The sequence below is a fragment of the Streptomyces ochraceiscleroticus genome (assembly GCF_000720485.1).
GTDB classification, from domain to species: Bacteria; Actinomycetota; Actinomycetes; order Streptomycetales; family Streptomycetaceae; genus Streptomyces; species Streptomyces ochraceiscleroticus.
Genome location: NZ_JOAX01000036.1, coordinates 37868 through 62316 on the forward strand (window position 1 = coordinate 37868; position 24449 = coordinate 62316).

The 24449-nt window shown below is 72.9% G+C and carries 18 protein-coding genes; 13 read left to right on the forward strand and 5 right to left on the reverse strand.

Features of this window, described 5'->3' with window-relative positions:
- The first annotated feature begins 144 nt into the window (after positions 1-144).
- Both manB and IG84_RS0133130 read left to right on the forward strand, forming a co-directional pair.
- The gene (gene manB, locus IG84_RS0133125; RefSeq protein ID WP_031065650.1) at positions 145-1227 is read left to right on the forward strand and encodes a mannose-1-phosphate guanylyltransferase; all 1083 of its coding nucleotides are present in this window, start codon (positions 145-147) and stop codon (positions 1225-1227) included.
- A gap of 107 nt (positions 1228-1334) precedes the next feature.
- Positions 1335-2243, forward strand: a complete 909-nt coding sequence (locus IG84_RS0133130; protein WP_031065652.1) for a DNA-3-methyladenine glycosylase family protein — start codon at positions 1335-1337, stop codon at positions 2241-2243.
- A 30-nt stretch (positions 2244-2273) separates the two neighbouring features.
- Here the strand turns inward: IG84_RS0133130 and IG84_RS0133135 are convergent, their stop codons facing one another.
- Genes IG84_RS0133135 through IG84_RS0133145 form a run of 3 tightly spaced genes read right to left on the reverse strand, consistent with a single transcriptional unit; the run spans position 2274 to position 5164 of the window.
- On the reverse strand, positions 2274-3698 hold the full coding sequence (locus IG84_RS0133135; protein ID WP_051862744.1) for a coenzyme F420-0:L-glutamate ligase: 1425 nt from the start codon (positions 3696-3698) through the stop codon (positions 2274-2276).
- Complete coding sequence (gene cofD / locus IG84_RS0133140) at positions 3695-4651, reverse strand: 2-phospho-L-lactate transferase (protein WP_031065659.1); 957 nt, start codon at positions 4649-4651, stop codon at positions 3695-3697. The genes IG84_RS0133135 and cofD overlap by 4 nt, the downstream gene beginning before the upstream one ends.
- A 12-nt stretch (positions 4652-4663) precedes the next feature.
- The gene (locus IG84_RS0133145; protein WP_031065662.1) at positions 4664-5164 is read right to left on the reverse strand and encodes a cysteine dioxygenase; all 501 of its coding nucleotides are present in this window, start codon (positions 5162-5164) and stop codon (positions 4664-4666) included.
- Between the two features lie 684 nt (positions 5165-5848).
- Between IG84_RS0133145 and IG84_RS0133150 the strand changes: the two genes are divergently transcribed.
- The 3 genes from IG84_RS0133150 (at position 5849) to IG84_RS0133160 (ending at position 11848) form a co-directional block, all read left to right on the forward strand.
- Positions 5849-6112: a WhiB family transcriptional regulator gene (locus IG84_RS0133150; RefSeq protein WP_030266018.1), complete on the forward strand. Its 264-nt coding sequence runs from the start codon at positions 5849-5851 to the stop codon at positions 6110-6112.
- A 364-nt stretch (positions 6113-6476) separates the two neighbouring features.
- Positions 6477-10316, forward strand: coding sequence for a glycosyltransferase family 2 protein (locus tag IG84_RS0133155; protein ID WP_031065664.1), 3840 nt, complete (start codon positions 6477-6479; stop codon positions 10314-10316).
- A complete protein-coding gene (locus IG84_RS0133160; protein WP_031065665.1) occupies positions 10313-11848 on the forward strand; it encodes a DUF5719 family protein in 1536 nt (511 codons plus the stop codon). The genes IG84_RS0133155 and IG84_RS0133160 overlap by 4 nt, the downstream gene beginning before the upstream one ends.
- A 91-nt stretch (positions 11849-11939) precedes the next feature.
- Here the strand turns inward: IG84_RS0133160 and IG84_RS0133165 are convergent, their stop codons facing one another.
- Entirely contained in the window at positions 11940-12422 is a 483-nt protein-coding gene (locus tag IG84_RS0133165; protein WP_031065668.1) for a metallopeptidase family protein, read from the reverse strand.
- Between the two features lie 282 nt (positions 12423-12704).
- On the opposite strand from IG84_RS0133165, the gene IG84_RS0133170 reads away from it, so the two are divergent.
- The 7 genes from IG84_RS0133170 to IG84_RS0133200 all read left to right on the forward strand — a co-directional run bounded on the left by IG84_RS0133170 (position 12705) and on the right by IG84_RS0133200 (position 20454).
- Positions 12705-13133 carry a DUF3499 domain-containing protein gene (locus IG84_RS0133170; RefSeq protein WP_078649718.1) on the forward strand — a complete coding sequence of 143 codons (429 nt, stop codon included), beginning with the start codon at positions 12705-12707 and terminating at the stop codon, positions 13131-13133.
- 294 nt (positions 13134-13427) lie between these two features.
- Positions 13428-15044, forward strand: coding sequence for an L-lactate permease (locus tag IG84_RS0133175; RefSeq protein WP_031065672.1), 1617 nt, complete (start codon positions 13428-13430; stop codon positions 15042-15044).
- A 167-nt stretch (positions 15045-15211) separates the two neighbouring features.
- Complete coding sequence (locus IG84_RS0133180) at positions 15212-16570, forward strand: phosphomannomutase/phosphoglucomutase (protein WP_031065674.1); 1359 nt, start codon at positions 15212-15214, stop codon at positions 16568-16570.
- A 138-nt stretch (positions 16571-16708) separates the two neighbouring features.
- Positions 16709-16891 carry a Trm112 family protein gene (locus tag IG84_RS0133185; RefSeq protein ID WP_030266038.1) on the forward strand — a complete coding sequence of 61 codons (183 nt, stop codon included), beginning with the start codon at positions 16709-16711 and terminating at the stop codon, positions 16889-16891.
- A gap of 67 nt (positions 16892-16958) precedes the next feature.
- Positions 16959-18104, forward strand: a complete 1146-nt coding sequence (locus IG84_RS0133190) for an SIS domain-containing protein (RefSeq protein ID WP_031065676.1) — start codon at positions 16959-16961, stop codon at positions 18102-18104.
- Between the two features lie 96 nt (positions 18105-18200).
- Positions 18201-19415: a mannose-6-phosphate isomerase, class I gene (manA, locus tag IG84_RS0133195; RefSeq protein WP_031065678.1), complete on the forward strand. Its 1215-nt coding sequence runs from the start codon at positions 18201-18203 to the stop codon at positions 19413-19415.
- Positions 19416-19506: 91 nt separating this feature from the next.
- Positions 19507-20454: a cation diffusion facilitator family transporter gene (locus IG84_RS0133200; protein ID WP_031065680.1), complete on the forward strand. Its 948-nt coding sequence runs from the start codon at positions 19507-19509 to the stop codon at positions 20452-20454.
- A gap of 135 nt (positions 20455-20589) precedes the next feature.
- On the opposite strand, the gene IG84_RS0133205 is transcribed toward IG84_RS0133200, so the two are convergent.
- The gene (locus IG84_RS0133205) at positions 20590-22599 is read right to left on the reverse strand and encodes a fructose-specific PTS transporter subunit EIIC (protein WP_382467553.1); all 2010 of its coding nucleotides are present in this window, start codon (positions 22597-22599) and stop codon (positions 20590-20592) included.
- A gap of 1073 nt (positions 22600-23672) precedes the next feature.
- Here IG84_RS0133205 and IG84_RS0133210 point away from each other — a divergent pair.
- Positions 23673-24449, forward strand: a 777-nt coding sequence (locus IG84_RS0133210; protein ID WP_031065684.1) for an adenosylhomocysteinase, incomplete at its 3' end; no start/stop codon positions are given.

Consider the following 24449-nt stretch of genomic DNA (forward strand, 5'->3'; position numbering starts at 1 on the left):
CCCGTGACCTGCACGGGCGCCCAGGCCGGGCGGCGCCGGAAAACCCCGTCTACTGGCGGGTAAGCCCGCTGGCAAAGCGGGCAAACCGTCTGCCTACACTGGTCCGCCGTCCGGCCGACCCCAGCAGGAAGCAGAGAACAAAAGGTGACTGAAGCGATCCTTCTGGTCGGCGGCAAGGGCACCCGGCTGCGTCCGCTGACGGTGCACACGCCCAAGCCCATGGTCCCGGCCGCGGGCGTGCCGTTCCTCACCCATCAGCTGGCCAGGGCGCGAGCCGCGGGCGTGGAGCACATCGTGCTCGCCACTTCCTACCTCGCCGAGGTTTTCGAGCCGTATTTCGGTGATGGGGCGGAATGGGGCCTTCATCTCGAATACGTCACCGAGGAGGAGCCGCTCGGCACCGGCGGCGCCATCCGCAACGTCGCCCACCGGCTGCACTCGGGCCCCGACGACCCGGTACTGATCTTCAACGGCGACATCCTCACCGGGCTGGACATCGCGGCCCTGGTACGCACCCACCGCGAGACCTCCGCGGACGTCTCGCTGCACCTCACCCGAGTCGAGGACCCGCGCGCGTACGGCCTCGTCCCCACCGACGGCACCGGCCGGGTCACCGCCTTCCTGGAGAAGCCGCAGACCCCCGAGGAGATCGTCACCGACCAGATCAACGCGGGCGCCTACGTCTTCAACCGCTCCGTGATCGACGCCATCCCGCAGGGCCGCCCGGTCTCCGTCGAGCGCGAGACCTTCCCCGGCCTGCTGGAGTCCGGCGCTCACCTCCAGGGCATGGTCGACTCCACCTACTGGCTCGACCTGGGCACCCCGCAGGCGTTCGTCCGCGGCTCCGCCGACCTGGTCCTCGGCCACGCGCCCTCCCCGGCCGTCCCCGGCCGGCGCGGCGAACACCTCGTACTGGACGGCGCCGACGTCGCCGCGGACGCCAAGCTCAGCGGGGGCACGGTCGTCGGCGCCGGCGCCCGGGTCGGCGCGGGCGCGCGCATCGTGGGCAGCACCGTGCTGGCGGACGCGGTCGTCGAGCCCGGCGCCCAGATCCACGACTCGCTCATCGGGGCCGGGGCCCGCGTCGGCGCCCGTACGGTCCTGCACGGCGCGGTCATCGGCGACGGGGCCACCGTCGGCGCGGACAACGAGCTGCGCGACGGCATCCGCGTGTGGTGCGGCGCGGACCTGCCGGCCGCGGCGGTCCGGTTCTCTTCCGACCAGTGACGGCCGGTGGGGCGCGTGCCGCACACGGGCGGGCCGTGACGACCGCCACCCCGTGACGGCCGCGGCCGGGCGGCCGGCGTGCCGCCCGGCTCCCGTACGCTGAACGGATGCCCCGCATCCGCACCTGGGCCCCGCCCGGCCCGTACGACCTCCTGCGCACCCTGGGTGTGCTGGGCCGCGGACCGGGCGACCCCGCGTACCGGGTGGAGGGCGGCGCCGTCTGGCGGGCCACCCGCACGCCCGACGGGCCGGTGACGCTCAAGGTCGCGGCGCGTCCTGCGGAGGCGTGCGTCGCGGCCGAGGCATGGGGCCCGGGCGCGGACTGGATGCTGGACCAACTCCCTTCCCTTCTGGGGGAGTTGGATGACCCGTCGGCCTTCGCGGCCCGGCACCGCATCGTCCACGAAGCACACCGCCGCAACCCCGGCCTGCGGCTCGCCCGCACCGGCCTCGTCCTCGAATCGCTGATCCCCTCGATCCTGGAGCAGAAGGTCACCAGCGACGAGGCGTACCGGGCCTGGCGGCTGCTCCTGCAGCGGTTCGGCGAGCCCGCGCCCGGCCCGCACGAGCGGCTGCGCGTGCTGCCGGACGCGCGCGGCTGGGCCATGATCCCGTCCTGGGAGTGGCACCGCGCGGGCGTCGACGCCAAGCGCTCCGACACGATCGTGCGGGCCGCCCGGGTCGCCCGCCGCCTGGAGGAGGCGGCGGCCATGGACCTCCCGGCCGCACTGCACCGCCTCCAACTGGTCCCGGGCATCGGCCCCTGGACCGCCGCGGAGGTCCTCCAGCGGTCCAATGGCGCCCCCGACGCCCTCACCCTCGGCGACCTGCACCTGCCACGCATCGCCGTCTACGCACTCACCGGGCGGATGGGCGGCACCGACGAGGAAATGCTGGAGCTGCTCGCCCCGTACGAGGGCCAGCGCCACCGAGCAGCCCGCTACCTCCTCCTGTCAGGCCGAGTCCCACCCCGCCGAGCCCCCCGCTACTCACCGAGGGACATCGCCCGCCTGTAAGGACTGCCGCCGCAGCCCCGCCGAAGGCGCCTACCGCACCACCAAGAAGTCCGCAGCCTCCCGAGCCGGCCGAGGCTTCGGCACACCCGCCGGGCGACCGATGGCCACGGCCCCCATCGGATCCCACCCGTCCGGCAGCCCCAGCGCCTCCCGCACCACGTCCCGGCAGAACATCGTCGAGGACACCCACGCCGACCCCAGCCGCTCCCCGGCCAGCGCCACGAGAAAGTTCTGCACCCCGGCTCCCGCCGCGACCACGAACATCTCCCGCTCGGCGGCGTTCCGCCGGGCGTCGGCCGCCGCGTCCGGCCCCGCGTACGTGTGCGCCCCGTCCATGACGAGACACGGCACCGCCAGGTACGGCGCGTTCCGCAGCACATCCCCGCGCCGCACCCGCTTCGCGACCGACTCCTCGGACTTCCCGTCGCCGCGCAGATCCGCGAGCCACGCGTCCCGCATCGCGTCCAGCAGCCGGGTCCTGGACTCCTCGGACTCCAGCAGGACGAAGCGCCACGGAGTGGTGTGGTGCGGCGCGGGCGCGGTCACGGCCGCCGCGACCGCGCGCCGTACGGCGCCGCCGTCCACCGGGTCGTCCGTGAACTCCCGCACCGTTCGCCGCAGCGTCACCGCTTCCCGTACGGCCTCGGAGGTGCCGAGCCGGAACATGTCATCGGCGGCCGAGCGCACCAGCGCCCGCGCGCCGACATCGTCCGTACCCTCCGAGCCCTCCGAGCCCACCTGAGAGGACGTCAGCGCGTGCGGCAGCCCGCGGACCACCGCGACCGGCAGCCCGCCCGCCTTGCCCTTGACCAGGTCGCCCGCGCTCGCCAGCTCGTCGGCCGTGGCGACGACCGTGACGCCGAGCGGATTGCCGTGGCTGTCGGTGCTGCCGCGCAGGTCCTCCAGGACCCGCACGCCGGCCGCGCCGATGGCGACGTCGGTCAGGCCGCTGCGCCAGGGCCGCCCGAAGGTGTCGGTGACGATCACGCCGACGTCCACGCCGAGCGTCTCGCGCAGCCCGGCCCGGATCGCCCGGGCCGAGGCGTCGGGGTCCTCGGGCAGCAGCAGGACCGTGCCCTGCGCGGTGTTCGAGGCGTCTACCCCGGCGGCGGCCATGACCAGGCCGTTGCGGTTCTCGACGATGCGCAGCGTGCCGCGCCGCGCCACGACCCGTACGGTCTCCCGGTCTATGGCGGCCTCGCGGTCCGCCGCTTCCATGATCCGGTCCTCGGCCTTGCTGACGATCTTCGAGGTGACCAGCAGCACGTCGCCGTCGGCCAGCCCCGGCATCCCGGCCCCGGTGGCCGCGGCGGCGATCAGCTTGGCGAGGTCGTCGCCGGGACGCACCTCGGGCATGCCGGGCAGCGCCCAGACGCGGTACGAGGGTGCCTCCTCGGCGGGCGCGTCGTACGGGGCGCGCGGGGCCGCGGTCGCGTCCTGCGGTCCGGCGGTCACGCCCGTACCTCTTCGGCGAGCGTCAGCGCCTCGCGGGCCATCGCGGCGGTCGCCTCGATATCGGTCATCATCAGCGGCACCGCGCGGCAGCGGATGCCGGCGGCCTCCACCTCGGCGGTCTTGTCCGCGTCGACCGTGTCCACCAGCCAGCCGTCCAGCAGCCCCGCTCCGTAGTGCGCGGCCACGGCCGCGGCCGTCGACTCCACGCCGACCGCGGCCAGCACCTTGTCGGCCATGCCGCGCACGGGCGCGTCGCCGACGATGGGGGAGAGGCCGACGACCGGCGCGCCGGCCTCCGCGATCGCCTCACGGATGCCGGGGATCGCCAGGATCGTGCCGACGCTGACGACCGGGTTGGACGGCGGGAAGAGGATCACGTCGGCGGCGCCGATGGCCTCCAGCACGCCGGGCGCGGGCTTGGCCTGCTCGGCGCCGACCGGGACGACGGCCTGCGCCGGTACGGAGGCGCGCAGCCGGACCCAGTACTCCTGGAAGTGCACGGCTTTCTTCTCGCCGTCCTCCTCGATGGCGACGTGGGTCTCGACCCGGTCGTCGGTCATCGGGAGCAGCCGGACGCCGGGCTGCCAGCGATCGCAGAGCGCCTCGGTCACCGCGCTGAGCGGGTAACCGGCGCCCATCATCTGCGTCCGGACGATGTGTGTCGCGAAGTCCCGGTCGCCGAGCCCGAACCACTCCGGCCCCACGCCGTACGCCGCGAGCTCCTCCTTCACGCGGAAGGTCTCGTCCGTACGCCCCCAGCCCTGTTCCTCGTTGATGCCGCCGCCGAGCGTGTACATCACGGTGTCCAGGTCGGGGCAGACCTTCAGCCCGAACAGATGGATGTCGTCACCGGTGTTGCCGATGACCGTGATGTCCGCGTCCGGAGCCGCTGCTTTCAGTCCCCGCAGAAAGCGGGCGCCGCCGATGCCGCCGGCGAGAACCACAATGCGCATGGCCTCAGCATCTCAGGAGGCGGCTGCCTTGTGGGTAGCGGGCGAGCACTGCGAGCTGTGCATCGGCATGTCCGTCAGCCCCGGGAAGTAGATGTGCAGGCTGACGGCGGGCGTGAGCGCGTCGTTGGTGACCTCGTGGACGTAGCCGGGCGCGAAGACTCGCTGTGCGCCGGGCGTCAGCCCGCGGCTGCCGCTCGGGCTGTGTTCGGTCAACTCGCCGTCCAGGACGGTCAGTACACCGGAGGACGGGCCGTGGTCGTGACGGCCGCTGCCCTGGCCGGGCAGCCAGCTCAGCAGCCAGACCTCATAGCCGGGCCCCGTACGCAGGCGGTGGTACCAGCGGGTGGTGGCGTCGTACTCGATCAGGTGGGACCACTGGGCGCGGTCGGCGGCGATCGAACGGGCGAGCCCGGCGAATTCGGCCACGGTCGCGGGGTGCTCGCGTGCGGGCTGGAGGAGATGGCTGACCTCGAAGATGTCGCCGGCGATCTGGAGGTCACTGTCGCTGTTCATGGACTTCTGGTTCCTCGGAAGAAGAAGAGCTCGGAAGAGAGCGGGCTGCGCAGAGAACGGGGTGCGGCGCGGCGCGCCGTACGGCGCCCGGCGGCACTCAGCAGTGGTGCGGAAGGAGAAAGCTGGAGCTCGGAAGCGTCAACAGCTGCAACAGCGACAGCGAGCCTGGGCAGCGCAGCGGGACCCGTAGGAACGGGTCAGGCGGGGCGCGGGCGTCACTGGCATGGAAACAAGGAGAGCGGGTACTTGGCGGCCGTGTCAACCGGATGTCGTGTTTGTGGCAAATGTTTCACCTCATCCGGTTAACTGCGGTCGACGAAAGGTTTGTGCACCCGATGGGTGGGAGAGGTGGCCCATCAGTTGCGTCGCCAAACGCCGTTGCGGTTCCGTGATCTGAATGTGATCAAGCCCGCTTCTGGTGCTGGAGTGCAACGTGATCGCTGTCCGTTGAGTCCTTCAGGGGAAGAAGGGGGGTGCGGGGCGAGTGAGGCGAATGTTTGTCCTGGTTTTTGCCGATTTGAACACTTACCGCATACCCTTGGTTCCGCAGAGTGAATAAGGGGCCCAATAGCAGATCTCGGCTTGACTGGCCCGGATCGGCACACTTGTAATTTCACTCGTGTCGTTCAGCCGTCATCGGTAACGGCAACATCACGGGGACGCAATGACAGACGAGGGGCGCACATGACCGAGCTGTTCGAAGAATTGCTGGTCGAGGAGGCGGACGAGGAGCTCGGCTGGCAGGAGCGCGCGTTGTGCGCACAGACCGATCCCGAGTCCTTCTTCCCGGAAAAGGGCGGCTCCACCCGCGAGGCGAAGAAGGTCTGCCTCGCCTGTGAGGTCCGCTCCGAATGTCTTGAATACGCTCTTGCCAATGACGAACGCTTCGGTATCTGGGGCGGTCTGTCCGAGCGCGAGCGGCGCCGGCTGAAGAAGGCCGCGGTCTGAAGCCCGACGACGGCGGTCCCGGCGGCAGACGCCCGGTACCGCTTCGCACAGCGCACGCACGCCGGTCGAGCGACCGGCACCGCCACCGCGGAAAACGGCGAGCACCCACTCCGCCCCCGGCATCACAGCCGGGGGCGGAGTGCTGTTTCCGCAGCCAGGAGGGCACCCCGTACGGACCCGGCAGACGCGCCCGCGTGAACCATTAGTGTGGGGCTCCGTCCGAGACGCACCAACACCCGCATGGTGAGCGCGCGTCCAGCGCAGTCCATCGCAGTCCATCGCAGTGTCTTCCGGGGGCCACACCCCGCAGCGGCCCGTCCGCCGCGGGAGACGGCAGCCCCGGGTCCGGAGGGCCCGTACCTCGATGTCCGTGCACAGCCAGTCGGCGGCCCAGGCCGCCTCATACGAAGCCGCCGCGCCCCAGTTCCCGCGGCATGTCGTCACCGCCGTGATCGTCTCGCACGACGGCGCGCGCTGGCTGCCCGACGCGCTCGACGGCCTGCTCGGCCAGGAGCGCCCGGTGCAGAACGTCATCGGCGCCGACACCGGCAGCGCGGACGACTCCGCCCGGCTGCTGACCGAAGCCCTCGGCGACGAGCGGGTGCTGCACCTCGCCCGCCGCTCCGGCTTCGGCACCGCCGTCGACGAGGCGGTCCGCGCCGCGCCGGTGCTCACCCCCGACGACCTGCCGTACCTCAAGCGCCCCAGCGGCTGGGACCCGGTCACCAGGACCTGGCGCGACGAGGCGTACGACATGCCGGACCTGCCGCACGGCGAGCCCGTGCAGTGGCTCTGGCTGCTGCACGACGACTGCGCGCCGGCCCCCGACGCGCTCGCCGAACTGCTGCGCGTCGCCGACGCCAGCCCCTCCACCGTGATCGTCGGCCCCAAGCTGCGCAGTTGGTACGACCGCAGGCAGCTCCTCGAAGCCGGCGTCAGCATCGCCCGCTCCGGCCGCCGTTGGACCGGCCTGGACCGCCGCGAACAGGACCAGGGCCAGCACGACCAGGTGCGCTCGGTGCTCTCCGTCTCCACCGCCGGCATGCTCATCCGCCGCGACGTCTACGAACAGCTCGGCGGATTCGACCGCCGGCTGCCGCTGATGCGCGACGACGTGGACCTGTGCTGGCGCGCCCAGGCCGCCGGGCACCAGGTGCTCATCGCCCCGGACGCGGTACTGCGGCACGCCGAGGCGGCGTCCCGTGAGCGGCGGCCGATCGACTGCGTCGGCCGCAGCGTCGCGGGCCCGCACCGCGTCGACAAGGCCGGTGCCGTCTACACCCTGCTGGCCAACACCCGCGGCGCGATACTGCCGTACGTCCTGCTCCGCCTCGTCCTCGGCACCTTCCTGCGCGTCCTCGCCTACCTTGTCGGCAAGGTCCCGGGCCAGGCGCTGGACGAACTCGCCGGACTCTTCGGCACCCTGCTGCGGCCCGGCAAGATCATGGCCGCGCGGCGCAGCCGCGGGAAGCCGGCGGTCGAGGCGAGCGAGCTGCGCCCGCTCTTCCCGCCGCCCGGCGCGACCGTGCGGGCCACCGCCGAACAGGTCGCCAGCAACTTCGCCGGGCGTGCCGCGCCCGACGCCTCCGCCGGCGGCCGGCACGGCGCCGTGGAGTCCGGTCCCGGCGGCGACGACGCGGACTTCCTGGAGGTCGAGCAGTTCGCGCGCCTGAAGCGGATCGCCCGCCGGCCCGCACCCGTCCTCTTCGTCGTCCTGCTCCTCGTCTCCCTGGTCGCCTGCCGCGGCCTGCTCGGCGGCGGCGCGCTGACCGGCGGCGCCCTGCTGCCCGCGCCCGGCGAGGTCTCCGACCTGTGGGCGCGCTACTTCCACAGCTGGCACGACGTCGGCATCGGCTCCACCGCCTCGGCGCCGCCCTACCTCGCGGTCCTCGCCCTCGTGGCGAGCGTCTTCTTCGGCAGCACCGGCTTCGCCGTCACCCTGCTGCTGGTCTGCTCCGTGCCGCTGGCCGGCCTGACCGCGTACTTCGCCTCCCGGCCGCTGGTCACCTCGCGCCTGCTGCGGGCCTGGGCCGCCGTGGCGTACGCCTTCCTGCCCGCCGCCACCGGCGCGCTGGCCGGCGGCCGCATCGGCACCGCCGTCCTCGCCATCCTGCTGCCGCTGATGGCCCGCGCCGCGATCGCCGCGAGCGGGCTGCGGCTCGCGCCGGGCGTGCGGCCCAGCTTCCGCGCCGCCTGGGCGTACGCGCTGCTGCTGACCTTCACCACGGCCTTCACCCCGATCGTCTGGCCGATCGCGGTACTCCTCGGCATCGGCCTGCTGGTGCTGCGCTTCCTCGACGGCAACCGCGACAGGATCGTGGCGTACGCGCTGCGCTTCCTCGCCGTCGTCGTCTCCCCGATGGTCGTGCTCGCGCCCTGGTCGCTGTCGCTGCTGACCGAGCCGTCCCGCTTCTTCCTGGAGGCCGGGCTCGCCAACAAGCCGGGTGCCGCGTCCTGGCTGGACCTGCTCGGGTTCAGCCCCGGCGGCCCCAAGGCGTACGGCAGCGTCCTGCTGCTCGGCGTCGTGCTCGCCGCCCTGGGCGCGCTGCTGCGCGGCGAGCGGCAGCGCACCATCCGTACCGCCTGGGTCGCCGGCCTGGTCGCGCTGCTCTTCGCGGGCCTGGCCAACGGTTCCGGCTGGGCCGGGCCGCCCGCACTGGTCTACGGCCTGGCGCTGCTGTGCGCCGCCGCGGTCGGTGCCGAGGGCATCCGGACGCGCATGGCGGCCCTCGGCTTCGGCTGGAAGCAGCCGGTGGCCGTACTGATCGCGCTGGCCGCCGCGCTGGCTCCCGTGTGGGCGGCGGTGAGCTGGATGCTCGGCGGCGCCGCCGGCCCCGTGGAGCGCCGCAACCCCGAGCAGGTCCCGGCGTTCGTCGCCGAGGAGTCCGGCACCGCCGACCGCGCCCGCACCCTCGTGCTGGACGGGGACGCGGGGCACGTCGCGTACTCCCTGGTGCGCGGCTCCGGCGCGCGCCTCGGTGACGCCGACATCGCCGCCGAGGCCGGCGAGGACAGCCGTCTGAACGACATCGTCGCCCACCTCGTCGCGGGCTCCGGCGCCGACCAGACCGATCAGCTCGGCGGCTACGCCGTCCGCTACGTCCTGGTCAAGGACGGCGCCCCGCGCGAGATGGGCCGCACCCTGGACGCGACGCCCGGCCTGACCCGGCTCAGCCAGGAGGACGGCAGCGCCCTGTGGAGGGTGGACCGCCGGGTCTCCCGCGTCTCCCTCGTCAGCGGTACGAAGAGCGGCGCCCCGCAGGCCGGTACGGCCGCCGCGCCGGTCCCGGTCGCCGCCGACCCGGTCGACGCGCACACGAAGCTGCCCGCCGGGCCCGAGGGGCGGGTGCTGCGCATCGCGGACGCCGCCGACGAGGGCTGGCAGGCCACGCTGGACGGCAAGCCGCTGAAGCCGGTCACGGTGGACGGCTGGGCGCAGGGCTTCGAGCTGCCCGCCACGGGCGGCCGGCTGGACCTCACCCACGAGAGCCCGCTCACCCACACCCTCTGGATGACGGCGCAGGGCCTGCTCGCCGTCGTGCTGGTGGTCATGGCCCTGCCGGGCCGCCGCCGGGACGTCGACGACGACCTGCCCGAGGAGGGCCTCGCTGCGGTGCCCGCGCAGCCCGTGGAGGGCGAGGGCCGCCGCGCCCGTAGGCTGCGCGCCGCGCAGGGGGCGGCGGCAGCGCAGAAGCCCGTCCCGGAGGCGGCGGTGCCCGGCGCCCGGGACGGCGCTGACCCCGCGGCCTACGGGGCGGCCGCTCAGCAGGCCGACCCGTACGCCGCCGCCCAGGCCGACCCGTATGCCGCGCACGGCGCCCCGTACGCAGCCGATCCGTACGCGGCCGACCGGGGCATCCCGCAGCAGGCGGTGCCCGAGATGCCGCAGCAGCCGCCGTACCAGGACTGGCAGGGCGGCCAGAGCGGCCAGGTCGGCCAGGGGGGACAGCCGGCCGATCCGTACCAGGCCGCGCAGTACGGACAGCAGTACCAGCCTGCCGACCCGTACCAGCCCGACCCGTACGCCCAGCAGGCATACGGAGCCGGCGGGTACGACCCGTACGGCTACGGGCAGCAGCAGCCCTACGGGGACGGCACGGGGTACGAGGGCATGCACCACGACGGGATGCCCCAGGACGGGGCCGGCACCACGCACGACGGCTCGTACCGCGAGCCCCGCCGCGACGGGAGCGACCAGCAGTGAACCGCACCACGATGTCCCTGATCGGCGTGGTCGCCGCGCTCGCCGCCGTCACCGGTGTCGCCGCCGTCGCGGCGCCCGGAGACGACGCGGACCCCGCGGCCTCGAAGGCCGCCAGGCTGCCCGTACAGCGCTCCGCGCTGATGTGCCCGGCCCCGACCTCCTCGGAGGTCGGCGAGACGACGTACACCGCCTTCACGCCCAAGGGCGCCGGGGCCGGCAAGGGCAGTGCGAGCCTTGTGCCCGCGGCGGACGGCCGGGCGGACGACGTCGGCAAGAAGGACGCGCCCGGCAAGGACGACAAGAAGAAGGCGGCGGACACGAAGCCCGTCGCGCCCCTGAAGGCCCCCGGCACGCCGGTCACCGCGACCACCGACCGCTCCGACGCGCCCGCCCTCGTCGGCGCCGCCGACGGCGGCCTCGCGCCCGGCTGGAGCGTCCAGCAGACCACCGAGGTCGGCGCGGGCATCGGCCGCGGCCTGCTCGGCACGTCCTGCACCGCGCCGGACACCGACTTCTGGTTCCCCGGTGCCAGCACCTCGCCGGACCGCCAGGACTACGTCCACCTCACCAACCCCGACGCCACCGCCGCCGTCGTCGACCTGAAGCTGTACGGCAAGGACGGCCCCCTGAAGGCGGCGTCCGGCGAGGACATCCAGGTACCGCCGCACTCCAGCGTCCCGGTACTGCTCTCCACGCTCTCCGACACCCGCTCCACCAATGTGGCGCTGCACGTCACCGCCCGTGAGGGCCGGGTCGGCGCCGCCGTGCAGGCCGGCGACGAGAAGACCGGCGGCGACTGGCTGCCGGCCGCCGCCGACCCGGCCACCGGCGCCTCCGGGCTGGTGCTGCCGGGCATCCCGGCCGACGCCACCTCCGTACGGCTGGTCGCCCTCGCACCCGGCTCCGCCGACGCCGACCTGAAGGTGCAGCTCGCCACGCCCACCGGCTCGATCGTGCCGGCCGGACTGGAGACGCTGCACCTGAAGAGCGGCATGACCACCGCGGTCGACCTGAAGGACCTCACCAAGGGGGAGGCGGGCTCGCTGCTCCTCACGCCGGCCGAGGGCTCCAAGGCGCCGGTCGCCGCCGCGCTGCGGGTCACCCGCGGCAAGGGCGCGGACCAGGAGATGGCGTTCATCCCCGCGACGAAGCCGGTCGGCGACCGCGCCACCGCGGCCGACAACCGCGCCAAGGGCAGCACGCTCTCCCTCGTCGCCCCGGAGAAGGGCAAGGACGCGCGGGTGAAGGTCACCGCGTCGGCGGGCAGCGAGGGCGGCAGCCCGGTCTCCAAGACCTACACGGTCAAGGGCGGCAGCACGCTCGCCGTCGAGCCGCCCCGCCCGAACGGTCTCAAGGGCTCGTACGCGCTCACTGTGGAACCGGAGAAGGGCGGCGCGCCGGTCTACGCGGCACGCACGCTCGCGCTGCCGCACGGCGGCGTCCAGAGCTTCACCGTCCAGACCCTGCCGGACGACCGCGGCACGGTCGAGGTGCCGACGGCGGGCTGGAACATGTCGGTGCTGAACGACTGACGGTACGGAAGTACGTACTACGGGGGCCGGCGATCAACCGCCGGCCCCCGTACGCGTATCCCCCTGCTGCGCGCGCCTCTCCTACGGGCCGTCAGTCCTGCCCGTACCGGGGATCGACCGACTCCGGGGCCAGCCCCAGCAGCTCCGCGACCTGTTCGACGACGACCTCGTGTACGAGGAGCGCCCGCTCCTCGCGGTTCTTCGTACGGATCTCCACCGGGCGCCGGTAGACCACGATCCGGTCCCGGCGGCCGGCCTCCGAGGGCAGCACCCTGCCCAGCGGCACCGTGTCCTCGTCCGCCGCGAGCCCCTCGTCCCCGCCGGGCCCCAGCCGGGGCACCTCGCGCACCGAGAACTCCACCTCCGAGAGCTGCGGCCAGCGCCGCTCCAGGCGCTCCACGGAGTCGTGCACGAGGTCCACGAAGGCGTCGGCACGGCTCACCGAGAGCGGCACCTGGGGCGGCGCGATCGGGCCGCGCATCCCGCGGCCGTGGCGGTCGCGGCGGCGCGGACGCGGCTCCGTCGGGCTGGGGTTGCCCCCGGCGCCGGCCGGGGGAGGTACGGGGCTGTCCATCAATCACGAGCGTAGCCGCCGCGGGCCGGGGACGGCCGAACTCTTGCCCCGTCCGCCTCATGTCGCTCACTGATCGGTTCAAGTTCTGTTCCGTTCGTTCATCCGAGGCCAAGTGACCACCGAACGCTCGCGTAACGCACGCGAAATGACACGAATTGACTGGAGTGCGGAGGGGAATCATCGCCCCCACTCGGGCGGCAACGGGTTCTCGACGCAGGTCAGGCCGAGCGTGCGCAGGTCAGACAGGTCGGGCGAACCGGGACGACACGGCCGGGTGAGGTCGTGGAGAGTCGTCGCGGCCCGCTCAAGAGTGCGGTACCGTCCAACGTCGTGAGCCCTGTACGTCGCTGTTCGCGCACTGCGTGCGGCCGTCCCGCCGTCGCAACGCTGACGTACGTCTATGCGGATTCGACCGCTGTGCTCGGCCCGCTCGCCACCTACGCGGAACCCCACTGTTACGACCTGTGTGCCGAGCATTCCGAGCGCCTGACCGCGCCGCGCGGCTGGGAGGTCGTCCGGCTGGCCGCCGATCCCGGCGCGGTCCAGCCGAGCGGTGACGACCTCGAAGCACTCGCCAACGCGGTGCGGGAAGCGGCGCGTCCGCAGGAACGTACGGTCGGCGGTCCCGAGGCGGCAGGCCCCCGTGAGGTCGACCCCATGGAGGTCGCCCGTCGCGGTCATCTCCGTGTGCTCCGCTCCCCGGACTCCTGAGAGCACCTGTGGCCTCCTGAGCGCCTGTGTTGGGGCCGCCACAGCCCAACGGGCGCCGGTTTCCAGCCATTTCCGGGGCGCATTTCGTTCCTGTTCCTGGATGCCTTCCTTCCTGACGCGTGATCGCCTCTGATCGGCAGTCAGTTGATGACGCACTGTTCGGACAGTTCCTGACGGCCCATTGACTCCGGCTTGGCGCGGACACGACCATTCGTCCACTCCTGCGAGATCGCCTTCCGCATGCCGGAAGGAGCGGGGGAGCCGCCACGCCGCCGGGGAGGCCGCATGTCCGGAGTGTTCGTCCAGCAGCTTCAGCCGATCGCCGATTCGCTCGCCCTGTCCGCGCTCGTCGCGGCGCTGCCCCTGATCACCGTCCTGGTCCTGCTCGGCGCCGTACGGATGCGCGCCCACCACGCGGGCCTCATCGGTCTCGCCGTCGCCCTGCTCACCGCCTGCATCGGCTCCGGGATGCCCGTGACGCAGGCGCTGTCCAGCGCGGTGCAGGGCGCCGTCTTCGGGCTCTTTCCCATCATGTGGATCGTCGTCAACGCCCTTTGGGTGTACCGGATGACGGTCCGCACCCAGCACTTCGACGTCCTCCGCCGCTCCTTCTCCCGGCTCTCCGACGACCCCCGCATCCAGGCCCTGGTCATCGCCTTCTGCTTCGGCGCCCTCCTGGAGGCGCTCGCGGGCTTCGGCGCCCCGGTCGCCATCAGCGCCGTCATGCTCGTCGCCCTCGGCTTCGACCCCGTCAAGGCGGCGGTCGTCGCGCTCGTCGCCAACACCGCCCCCGTCGCGTTCGGCGCCATGGGCACCCCCGTCGTCACCCTCGCCCAGGTCACCGGCCTCCCGCTGGACTCCGTCGCCTCCGTCGTCGGCCGCCAGACCCCGCTGCTCGCCCTGATCGTCCCCCTGCTGCTCGTCGCCCTCGTGGACGGCCGCCGCGGCCTGCGTGAGACCTGGCTGCCCGCGCTCGCCTGCGGCATCGCCTTCGCCGCCACCCAGTTCGCCGCCGCCAACTACGTCTCGGCGCAGCTCGCCGACATCGGCGCGGCGCTGATCGGCGCCGCCGCGCTGGTCGCGGTGCCCGCCGCCCGGCGCCCCGCCACCACCTCCGTACGCGCCGCCGTCCTGACCGGCGCCCGCAGCGAGGACCTCGACGTGCGCGACAGCCGCCGCGAGACGGTCCGCGCGTACGCCCCGTACGGCCTGATCATCGTGATCTTCTCGCTCGCCCAGATACCGCCGTTCAAGGACTGGGCGGCGGCCGCCACCCGGTCCTTCGACTGGCCGCTGCTGGACGTCGCGGGGCCCGACGGCAAACCGGTCGGCGGCAACGTCCTGACGCTCCCGCTGGTCGCCACCGGCGGCACGCTCGTCCTCCTCGCGGGTCTGATCACCGCGGCCGTCCTGGGCGTACGGGCGCGCGACGCCGCGAAGGAGTGGCTGGCCACGGTCCACGAACTGCGCTTCGCCATCCTGACCGTGACGTCCGTCCTCGCCCTGGCCTACGTCATGAACCTCTCGGGCCAGGCCGCCACCATCGGCCACTTCGTCGCCGCGGCCGGCGCGGGGCTGGCCTTCCTCTCGCCCGTACTGGGCTGGTTCGGCGTCGCCGTCTCCGGCTCCGACACCTCGGCGAACGCCCTGTTCGGCGCCCTCCAGGTCACCGCGGCCCAGCAGTCCGGCCTGTCGCCCGAACTCCTCGCCGCGGCCAACAGCTCCGGCGGAGTCCTCGGCAAGATGATCTCCCCGCAGAACCTCACCATCGCCTGCGCCGCCGTCGGCCTCGCGGGCCGCGAGGGCGACCTGCTCCGCAAGGTGCTCCCCTGGAGCCTGCTGCTCCTCCTCGTGATGTGCCTGATCGTGCTGGCGCAGAGCACGGCGGTACTGGGCTGGATGCTGCCCTGAGAGCCCGCGTCCGGCGCCCGCGTCCCCGGCCCCGCCGATCAGCCTCCGACCGTCGGTTTCGGGCCGGAAGCCGCCGTACGGGCCGCTGTTCACCGATGGTTCACGGCGGGTCCACAGATCTTCCCGGTAGCTTGGGGTTTCCCGAAGAGAACCTCAGGAGGGTGGCTGTGGCTGATCTGTCGCAGATCGTGAAGGCGTACGACGTGCGCGGCGTGGTTCCCGACCAGTGGGACGAGACCTTGGCCGAGCTGTTCGGTGCGGCGTTCGCCCAGGTCACCGAGGCGGAAGCGATCGTCATCGGGCACGACATGCGGCCCTCCTCGCCGGGCCTGGTCCGCGCGTTCGCCCGCGGCGCCGCCGCGCGCGGGGCCGACGTCACCGAGATCGGGCTGTGCTCCACCGACGAGCTGTACTACGCGAGCGGTGCGCTGGACCTGCCGGGCGCGATGTTCACCGCCTCGCACAATCCGGCCCAGTACAACGGCATCAAGATGTGCCGGGCCGGCGCGGCGCCGGTCGGCCAGGACACCGGCCTCGCCGAGATCCGGGCGCTGGCCGAGGAGTGGCGGGAGAAGGGTGCGCCCGAGCCCGTCGCCGAGACCGGCTCCGTCACCCAGCGCGACGTGCTGGGCGACTACGCGGCACACCTGCGCTCCCTGGTCGACCTCTCCGGCATCCGCCCCCTGAAAGTCGTGGTGGACGCGGGCAACGGCATGGGCGGCCACACCGTCCCCACCGTCTTCGAGGGCCTGCCGATCGAGCTGGACCCGATGTACTTCGAGCTGGACGGCACGTTCCCGCATCACGAGGCCAACCCGCTGGACCCGAAGAACATCGTCGACCTCCAGGCCCGCGTCCGGGAGACCGGCGCCGATATCGGCCTGGCCTTCGACGGCGACGCGGACCGCTGCTTCGTCGTCGACGAGAACGGCGACCCGGTCTCCCCGTCCGCGATCACCGCGCTGGTCGCCTCCCGTGAGCTGGCCAAGGACCCCGGCTCCACGGTGATCCACAACTGCATCACCTCCTGGTCCGTCCCCGAGGTGGTCAAGGAGAGCGGCGGCAAGCCCGTCCGGACCCGCGTGGGGCACTCCTTCATCAAGGCCGAGATGGCCAGGACCGGCGCGATCTTCGGCGGCGAGCACTCCGCGCACTACTACTTCCGCGACTTCTGGAACGCCGACACCGGCATGCTCGCGGCCATGCACGTCCTGGCCGCGCTCGGCGGCCAGCAGGGCCCGCTGTCGGGCCTGGTCGCCCAGTACGACCGGTACGCGGCCTCCGGCGAGATCAACAGCACCGTCGACGACCAGGCCGGCCGGCTCGCCGCCATCAGGACGGCCTACCAGGGCCGCGCGGGCGTGGAGCTGGACGAGCTGGACGGCCTCACCGTCACCGCCGCCGACTGGTGGTTCAACGTCCGCCCCTCCAACACCGAGCCGCTGTTGCGCCTGAATGTCGAGGCGCGGGACGCGACCACGCTCGAGCGGGTACGGGACGAGGTTCTGGCCATCGTGCGCGGATAGCCGCGCACGAGCCTCCCCCGAAGGGCGGCCGGCGGCGGCTCGCAGACCGCCGCCCGGCCGCCCAAAAGCATCCCTCACCGCCACCCGGCGGTACGCTGACGAGGGGAAACACAACATCACCCTGAAGGGGTCGCCTCCATGCCGGTCGAAGCCAGCCTCCTTGAGATCCTCGCCTGCCCGGCGTGCCACGCCCCCCTGGCGGACAAGTCCTCGGACGACCCCGCCGAGCTGGTGTGCACCGGCAGCGACTGCGGTCTCGCCTACCCCGTACGCGACGGCATCCCCGTCCTCCTCGTGGACGAGGCCCGCCGACCGGCCTGAGCGCCCCGCACCAGGCCGGCCCCGCCGCTCCGCCCAGCCAAGCCCGGCGACCGGAAGGCAGCACACCATGCTCGACGAGTCACTCCTCGACGCCCCCGAGGCCCTGGCCGAGGCGGACCGGCACGGCCTGCTGCGTGCCGTGGCCGAGTCCGGTGCCCGCGTGCGCACCGCGGCCCGTAACGCCGCCGAGGCGGGCATACCGGACCTCACGCCCGACGGCCGCCCCCGCACGGTCCTCGTCGCGGGCCCCGGCCCCGCCGCTCCGTGCGTCGCCGACCTCTTCGGCGCCCTCGGCGGCGGAAGCTGCCCGGTGACGCTGCTCCGGCCCACCGGCGTGGCCCCCGTCCCGGGCGCGCTGCGCTGGGCCCTGCCGGGCTGGACGGGCTCGCTGGACCTGCTGCTCATCGCGGGCCCCGACGGCGGCGACGCGGGCCTGGCGGAGCTGGTCGAGAACGCCTACCGCCGGGGCTGCTCCATCGTGGGCGTCACCCCGGCCGGCAGCCCGCTCGCCGACGCCATCGAGCAGGCCCACGGCCTGGCCGTACCGCTCGCCACCACCTCGTACGACGGCGAGTTCGACGTCGAGGGAGCGCCGCCCGCCGCGCCCGGCACCCTCTGGTCGCTGCTCACCCCGCTGCTCGCGCTCGCCGACCGGATCGGCCTGCTCGACGCCCCGGCCGACGCGCTGGCCCGGCTCGCCGACCGGCTCGACCAGGTCGCCGAGCACTGCGGCCCGGCCATCGCCACGTACAGCAACCCGGCCAAGACCCTCGCCGCCGAGCTCGCCGACAGCCTCCCGCTGGTCTGGACCGAGGGCCTGGTCGCCGGGGCCGTCGGCCGGCACTTCGCCGCCGTACTGACCGGCCTCGCCGGCCGCCCCGCGCTCGCCGCCGAGCTCCCCGAAGCGCTCACCGCGCACGGCATGCTGCTCGCCGGTGCCCTCGCGGCCGGTGCGGATCCGGACGATTTCTTCCGCGACCGGGTCGAGCAGCCCGGGGCGCTGCACGCCCGTGCGCTGCTGCTCCGGGAGGGCTCGCCGGGGCCGCTGTCCGCCGCGCCCGCCGCCCGTGACCTGGCCCTGGAGCGGGAGACACCGGTCAGCGAGCTGGAAGCGGAGACCGACGGCAGCCCCCTGGAGAACGCCGCACAGCTCCTGGCCACCACGGATTTCGCCGCGGTTTACCTGGCGCTCGCCGGAGCCGAGGGATCATGAGGCGGGTCGGTGCGCGGCGCCCCTGCGGACCGCCGCGGCGCCGCTCCGCCGTCGCCACCCACAACCCCTACTGATCACCACAGGAGCCCGCCCGCCATGGACCGCCTCACCAACACCGTGCGCCCCTACGCCTGGGGTTCCACGACCGCGATCCCTTACCTCCTCGGCGTCGAGCCGACCGGTGAGCCGCAGGCGGAGATGTGGATGGGCGCCCACCCCGGCGCGCCGTCCCGCGTCGACCGGGGCCTCGGCCCCCAGTCCCTGGCCGAGATCATCGACGAGGACCCCGACCACGAGCTCGGCGCCGACTCGGTACGCGCCTTCGGTCCCCGGCTGCCCTTCCTGCTGAAGCTGCTCGCGGCCGGCTCCCCGCTCTCCCTCCAGGTCCACCCCGACCTCGCGCAGGCCAAGGAGGGCTTCGCCGACGAGGAGCGGCGCGGCGTGCCGCTGAGCGCCGGTCACCGCAACTACAAGGACGCCAACCACAAGCCCGAGCTGATCTGCGCGCTCACGCCGTTCGACGGCCTGTGCGGCTTCCGGCACCCCGAGGAGGCCGCCGAACTGCTCGCCGGACTCGGCGTCGACAGCCTCAAGCCGTACGTCGACATCCTGCGCGCCGGGCCCGAGGAGGACGCGCTCCGCGAGGTCCTCACCGCCGTTCTCACCGCCGACAAGCACGCCATGGCCGAGACCGTCGGCGAGGCGGCGGCGCACGCCGAACGCCTGGGCAAGGCCGGCGGCCCGCACGCCGAGTCCTACGCCGCGTACGCCTCGATCGCCCACCACTACCCGGGCGACCCCGGCGTGATCGCCGCCATGCTGCTCAACTACGTGACGCTGCAGCCCGGCGAGGCCCTCTTCCTGGGCGCCGGCATCCCGCACGCCTACCTCAACGGCCTCGGCGTCGAGCTGATGGCCAACTCCGACAACGTGCTGCGCTGCGGCCTCACTCCGAAGCACGTGGACGTCCCCGAACTGCTGCGCGTCGTCCGCTTCGAGGCGGGCGACGCGGGAGTGCTGCGCCCGGAGGCCGGCCCCTCGGGCGAGGAGGTCTACGAGACGCCCATCGATGAGTTCCGGCTCTCGCGCTACGTCCTGGCTCCCGGCTCGGCGGCGGTGCCCCTGGACGCCCGTACGCCGCAGGTCCTGCTGTGCACGGCGGGCTCGGTCGTCCTGCGGGACGCGCCCGGCGCGGCGTCCGCGGGGCGGGAACTGGCGCTCGCGCCCGGTGAGTCCGCGTTCGTCCCGGCCGGGGAGGAAATCACCGTCGACGGTGAGGGCACGCTCTTCCGTGCCACAGTGGTGGCCTGATGCAGGCGCCCGGGGCGGGCTGCAAGAATGACCTTTCCAATTGCTTAAAGGGGCGGTAAAGCCCGGTCGACGGAAGGGACATGCGGCACTCATGAGTGCATCAGGTGGCACCAAGGCCATCGTCGCGGCGCTGGGCGCCAATCTGGCCATCGCCGCAGCGAAGTTCGTGGCGTTCGCCTTCAGCGGTTCGTCCTCCATGCTGGCCGAGGGCGTGCACTCGATCGCCGACTCGGGCAATCAGGGACTGCTGCTCCTGGGCGGCAAGAAGGCCAAGCGCGAGGCGACGGCCGAACACCCCTTCGGCTACGGCCGCGAGCGGTACATCTACGGCTTCCTCGTCTCCATCGTGCTCTTCACCATCGGCGGCGTCTTCGCGCTGTACGAGGGCTGGGACAAGATCCAGCACCCGCACGAGCTGGAGCACTGGTACTGGCCCGTGGGCGTCCTCGTCTTCGCGATCGTCGCCGAGGGCTTCTCCTTCACCACGGCCATCAAGGAGTCCAACTCGCTGCGTGGCGAGCAGTCCTGGCCCCAGTTCGTCCGCCGCGCCAAGGCCCCCGAGCTGCCGGTCGTCCTCCTGGAGGACCTGGGGGCGCTGGTCGGCCTGATCCTCGCGCTGCTCGGCGTCTGCCTCACCCTCATCACCGGTGAGGCGGTCTGGGACGGCATCGGCACGATGTGCATCGGCGCGCTGCTCGTACTGATCGCCCTGGTACTGGCCGCCGAGACCAAGTCGCTCCTGCTGGGCGAGGCGGCCGGCGCCGACCAGGTCGCCAAGATCCGCACGGCCATCGTCGACGGCGACACCGTCACCCGCGTCATCCACATGCGCACCCTCCACCTCGGCCCGGAGGAGCTGCTGGTCGCCGCGAAGATCGCGGTCCAGCACGACGACACGGCCACGGAGGTCGCCGACGCGATCAACGCCGCCGAGGACCGGATCCGCGCCGCGGTCCCGATCGCCCGGGTGATCTACCTGGAGCCGGACATCTACAGCGCGGAGGCCGCGGCCTCGGGCAGCCCGGTAGCGGGCGTCTGATCTCGGGCTCTTGTGAAACGGGCGCCTGACCCCAGGCTCTCGTGAAGCGGGCCCCGCACTCAGTGGTTCTGAGTGCGGGGCCCGCTTTTGTTTGCTGCCGTTCGGCTACTGGAGCTCGGTTCTGCTGCCGTTCGCCTACTGGATCTCGGCGAGTACGCCCATGATCGCGTCGCTGTCCGGCGCCGCCTGCAGCCGCGCCCGGAAGTCCGCGTCCATCAGCTTCCGCGAGAGCAGCGCGAGGATGCGCAGATGCTCGTCGCCCGCGGCGGCCTCCGGTACGGAGATCATGAAGACCAGCTTCGCGAGCGTGCCGTCCAGCGACTCCCAGTCGATGCCCTCGGCGGATCGCGCGAAGGCGACAACCGGCGCGGTGACCGCGTCCGTCTTGGCGTGCGGGATCGCGATCTCCTCGCCGAGCCCGGTGGTGCCCTGCGCCTCCCGCGCCAGCGCCACCCGCACCAGCTCGTCCACGTCCGCGACCCGCCCGGTTCCGGCCGCCAGCGCGGCCATCTCCCGGATGACCGCCTCCTTATCGGTGGCATCGAGCCGGACCTTGACGGTGGCGGGGGTGAGGTAGCCGGAGAGGGCTTCCTGGGTCGTACTGGTCGCGGTGGCGTCGGCCGTGGTGGCGTCCGCCGTGGTGGCGTGGGCCTCGGTCGCGCCGGCCTTGCTCACGTCGGCCTTGTTCACGCCGACCGCCTCCGTACGCTGCTCCGCCTCTGCGGTCGGTTCGATCTCCGTACGGGATTCCGCTTCCGTACCGCTACGACGTTCCGCCATCGACACCAGCGTCACCGTGCACAGCGCGGTGACCACCGTGCCCGCCGCGACGGCCACGAAGAACATCGCGACGCCGCCGACCGCGCCCAGCACGGCGACGATCGGCCCGCCGTGCGGCACGTTGTCGGTCACCCCGGCCAGGCCGGCCAGCGCACCGGCCACCGCGCCGCCGATCATGTTGGACGGGATGACCCGGGCGGGCCGTCCCGCCGCGAACGGGATCGCGCCCTCCGTGATGCCGAAGCACCCCATGAACAGCGCCGCGAGCCCGGTCTCCCGCTCCTGGTCGTTGTAGAGCCGGCGGCGCAGCAGCGTCGCCAGGCCCTGGCCGAGCGGCGGCACCGGAATGGCGGCCGCGCACATGCCCATGATCTCGGGGTTCTTGGAGACCAGCCCCGCGCCGAACAGGAACGCCGTCTTGTTGACCGGCCCGCCCATGTCGAACGCGATCATCAGCCCGAGGATGATGCCGAGCAGCGCCGCGCTCGACCCCGTCAGGCCGCCCAGCCAGCTCGTCAGGTGCTCGAACACCCAGGAGATCGGCTGCCCGATGACATAGATGAAGAACAGCCCCAGCGCCGTCGTGGCCACGATCGGGATCACGATGATCGGCATGATCGGCTGGACGAACTTCGGTACCCGGGCCTTCTTGATCCACAGGACCAGATACCCGGCCAGGAACCCGGTGACGATCGCCCCGATGAAGCCCGCGCCCGACTTGGAGTCGTACAGCGCGCCCGTATTGGCGATCCAGCCGCCGATCATGCCCGGCACCAGCGCGGGCCGGTCCCCGATCGCGTACGCGATGTACCCGGACAGGATCGGCACCATCAGCGTGAAGCCGATCGTCCCGATGTCGTTGACGTGCTTCCAGAACGAGCCGTCGGGGATCACGAGCCCACCGTCGGCCTGCGGATGCCCGCCCAGCGCCAGCGAGACGGCGATGAGCAGCCCGCCCACCACGACGAACGGGATCATGTAGCTGACGCCGTTCATCAGCGCTTTGTACGCGACGCTGCGCTCCTTGCCGCCTGCACCGGTGCCCGCGGCCCCCGAGCCCGTACCGGCCGCACCGCTTCCGGCTCCCGCGGCGCCTTCGGGGCCCGAGCCGTACACGGGCGCGCTCCCTACCCGCTCGATCAGCTCCTCGGGGTGGTGGATGCCCTCGGCGACCCCGACCACGACCACGCGCTTGCCGACGAACCGGCTGCGGTCGACGTCCTTGTCCGCCGCGATGATGATGCCGTCGGCGTTCCTGACATCGTTGTCAGACAGTACGTTCTCGGCCCCGATCGACCCTTGCGTCTCCACCTTCATGTCGTGCCCGAGCGCCTCGGCGGCCTGCGCCAGCTTCTCGGCGGCCATGTACGTATGGGCGATACCCGTCGGGCAGGCGGTCACCGCGAGCAGCCGCAGCCCCTGCCCGCCCTTTGCGGTGCTCGTCTCGGTGGTCGTTCCGGTGCTCGTTTTGGTGCTCGCGACCCCTTCGGACGCTGCGCCCCGGGGGCCTGCGCTCTCCGGACCCGGGGGTCCGGCGCCCTCGGAGGGCACCGCTGAACTGCTGGTCACGTCTCTCTCCTCACGATGTGCCGCGCAAGAGCGTGCAAGTGTTCCCGCGCACCCCGCATCCTGCAACAAGAACCCCACCCCTCCAACCCACCCACACAGCCCCCACGCGTCACCACCACTCGGGGACACATTCCGCTGGGGACCGCATCTCCACTGGGGACCGCAACTCCCGGCTGGGGACACACTTCCCGGCTTGGGCCTCCCGGCTTGGGCCTCCCGGCCGTCGTCGCCGCACCGTTCTCCATCCGGGGCAGCCGCGCCGCTCCCGCGCACCCGGGGCGCCCGCGCCGAAGCCGTCCGCGGCCGTACTCCGCGACGTGCCGCACCGCCGTACGGGACGACGCCCCGGACCGCCGTGTGTGACGCGCCGCACCGCCCGGTACCCGCACCGCTCCCCGCCCGGGGCAGCCGCGCCGAAGCCGCCCGCAGCCGTACTCCGCGACGTGCCGCATCGCCGTCCGGGACGACGCCCCGGACCGTCGTACGTAACGCCCCGCCCCGCCATGTGTGACGCGCCGCACCGCCAGGGAGGGGCTGGGGTTCACTGGGCCGATCGGTGTAGATTCGTGCCCAGTGCCAGACGTCGCTGCTGATGGCGGTCGGGCGGCCCGTACCGCGGACCGGCCGAGGGAGAGAGGGCCTCCGACGGACTGCGTGCTGCGGCCAGGGGACAGGTATGTCCCGGTGGCGGACCCGTCCGAGCGACAGTCCGCCCCGGCGACGGTCATGTCCGGACGATCGGGTAACCGATCACAGGAACGTCCGGGGCCGGGCGTACCGCATCGCGTACACCCGCCCGTACACCCCGCCTGCCCGCGCCGCAGACTGCCGACCGCAACCACCCTCCGACCTCCGGGGAGCAGCCCGACATGACGACAGCAGCCACCGGTCAGGACTTCAAGGTCGCCGACCTGTCCCTGGCCGCCTTCGGCCGCAAGGAGATCACCCTCGCCGAGCACGAGATGCCCGGTCTGATGGCGATCCGCAAGGAGTACGCCGCCGCCCAGCCGCTGGCCGGCGCCCGCGTCACCGGCTCGCTGCACATGACCGTGCAGACCGCCGTCCTCATCGAGACCCTGGTCGCCCTCGGCGCCGAGGTCCGCTGGGCGTCCTGCAACATCTTCTCCACCCAGGACCACGCCGCCGCGGCCATCGCCGTCGGCCCGAACGGCACCCCCGACGACCCCCAGGGCGTCCCGGTCTTCGCCTGGAAGGGCGAGACGCTGGAGGAGTACTGGTGGTGCACCGAGCAGGCCCTGACCTGGCCGAACTCGCCCACCGGCGGCCCGAACATGATCCTGGACGACGGCGGTGACGCCACCCTCCTCGTCCACAAGGGCGTCGAGTACGAGAAGGCCGGCAAGGCCCCCTCCGTCGACACCGCCGAGAGCGACGAGCACCGCGCCATCCTGGAGCTGCTCAACCGCACCCTGGCCGAGTCGCCGAAGAAGTGGACCGAGCTGGCCTCGGAGATCCGCGGTGTCACCGAGGAGACCACGACGGGTGTGCACCGTCTGTACGAGATGCACCGCGACGGCACTCTCCTGTTCCCGGCGATCAACGTGAATGACGCCGTGACGAAGTCGAAGTTCGACAACAAGTACGGCTGCCGGCACTCGCTGATCGACGGCATCAACCGCGCCACC

What these genes read in the sequence shown, in the direction of transcription:
- IG84_RS0133130 (WP_031065652.1), top strand. Translation starts at nt 1,335, where the DNA reads ATGCCCCGCATCCGCACCTGGGCCCCGCCCGGCCCGTACGACCTCCTG.
- cofD (WP_031065659.1), bottom strand. Translation starts at nt 4,651, where the DNA reads ATGCGCATTGTGGTTCTCGCCGGCGGCATCGGCGGCGCCCGCTTTCTG.
- IG84_RS0133145 (WP_031065662.1), bottom strand. Translation starts at nt 5,164, where the DNA reads ATGAACAGCGACAGTGACCTCCAGATCGCCGGCGACATCTTCGAGGTC.
- IG84_RS0133150 (WP_030266018.1), top strand. Translation starts at nt 5,849, where the DNA reads ATGACCGAGCTGTTCGAAGAATTGCTGGTCGAGGAGGCGGACGAGGAG.
- IG84_RS0133155 (WP_031065664.1), top strand. Translation starts at nt 6,477, where the DNA reads ATGTCCGTGCACAGCCAGTCGGCGGCCCAGGCCGCCTCATACGAAGCC.
- IG84_RS0133165 (WP_031065668.1), bottom strand. Translation starts at nt 12,422, where the DNA reads ATGGACAGCCCCGTACCTCCCCCGGCCGGCGCCGGGGGCAACCCCAGC.
- IG84_RS0133185 (WP_030266038.1), top strand. Translation starts at nt 16,709, where the DNA reads ATGCCGGTCGAAGCCAGCCTCCTTGAGATCCTCGCCTGCCCGGCGTGC.
- IG84_RS0133190 (WP_031065676.1), top strand. Translation starts at nt 16,959, where the DNA reads ATGCTCGACGAGTCACTCCTCGACGCCCCCGAGGCCCTGGCCGAGGCG.
- manA (WP_031065678.1), top strand. Translation starts at nt 18,201, where the DNA reads ATGGACCGCCTCACCAACACCGTGCGCCCCTACGCCTGGGGTTCCACG.
- IG84_RS0133200 (WP_031065680.1), top strand. Translation starts at nt 19,507, where the DNA reads ATGAGTGCATCAGGTGGCACCAAGGCCATCGTCGCGGCGCTGGGCGCC.
- IG84_RS0133205 (WP_382467553.1), bottom strand. Translation starts at nt 22,599, where the DNA reads ATGGCCGCCGAGAAGCTGGCGCAGGCCGCCGAGGCGCTCGGGCACGAC.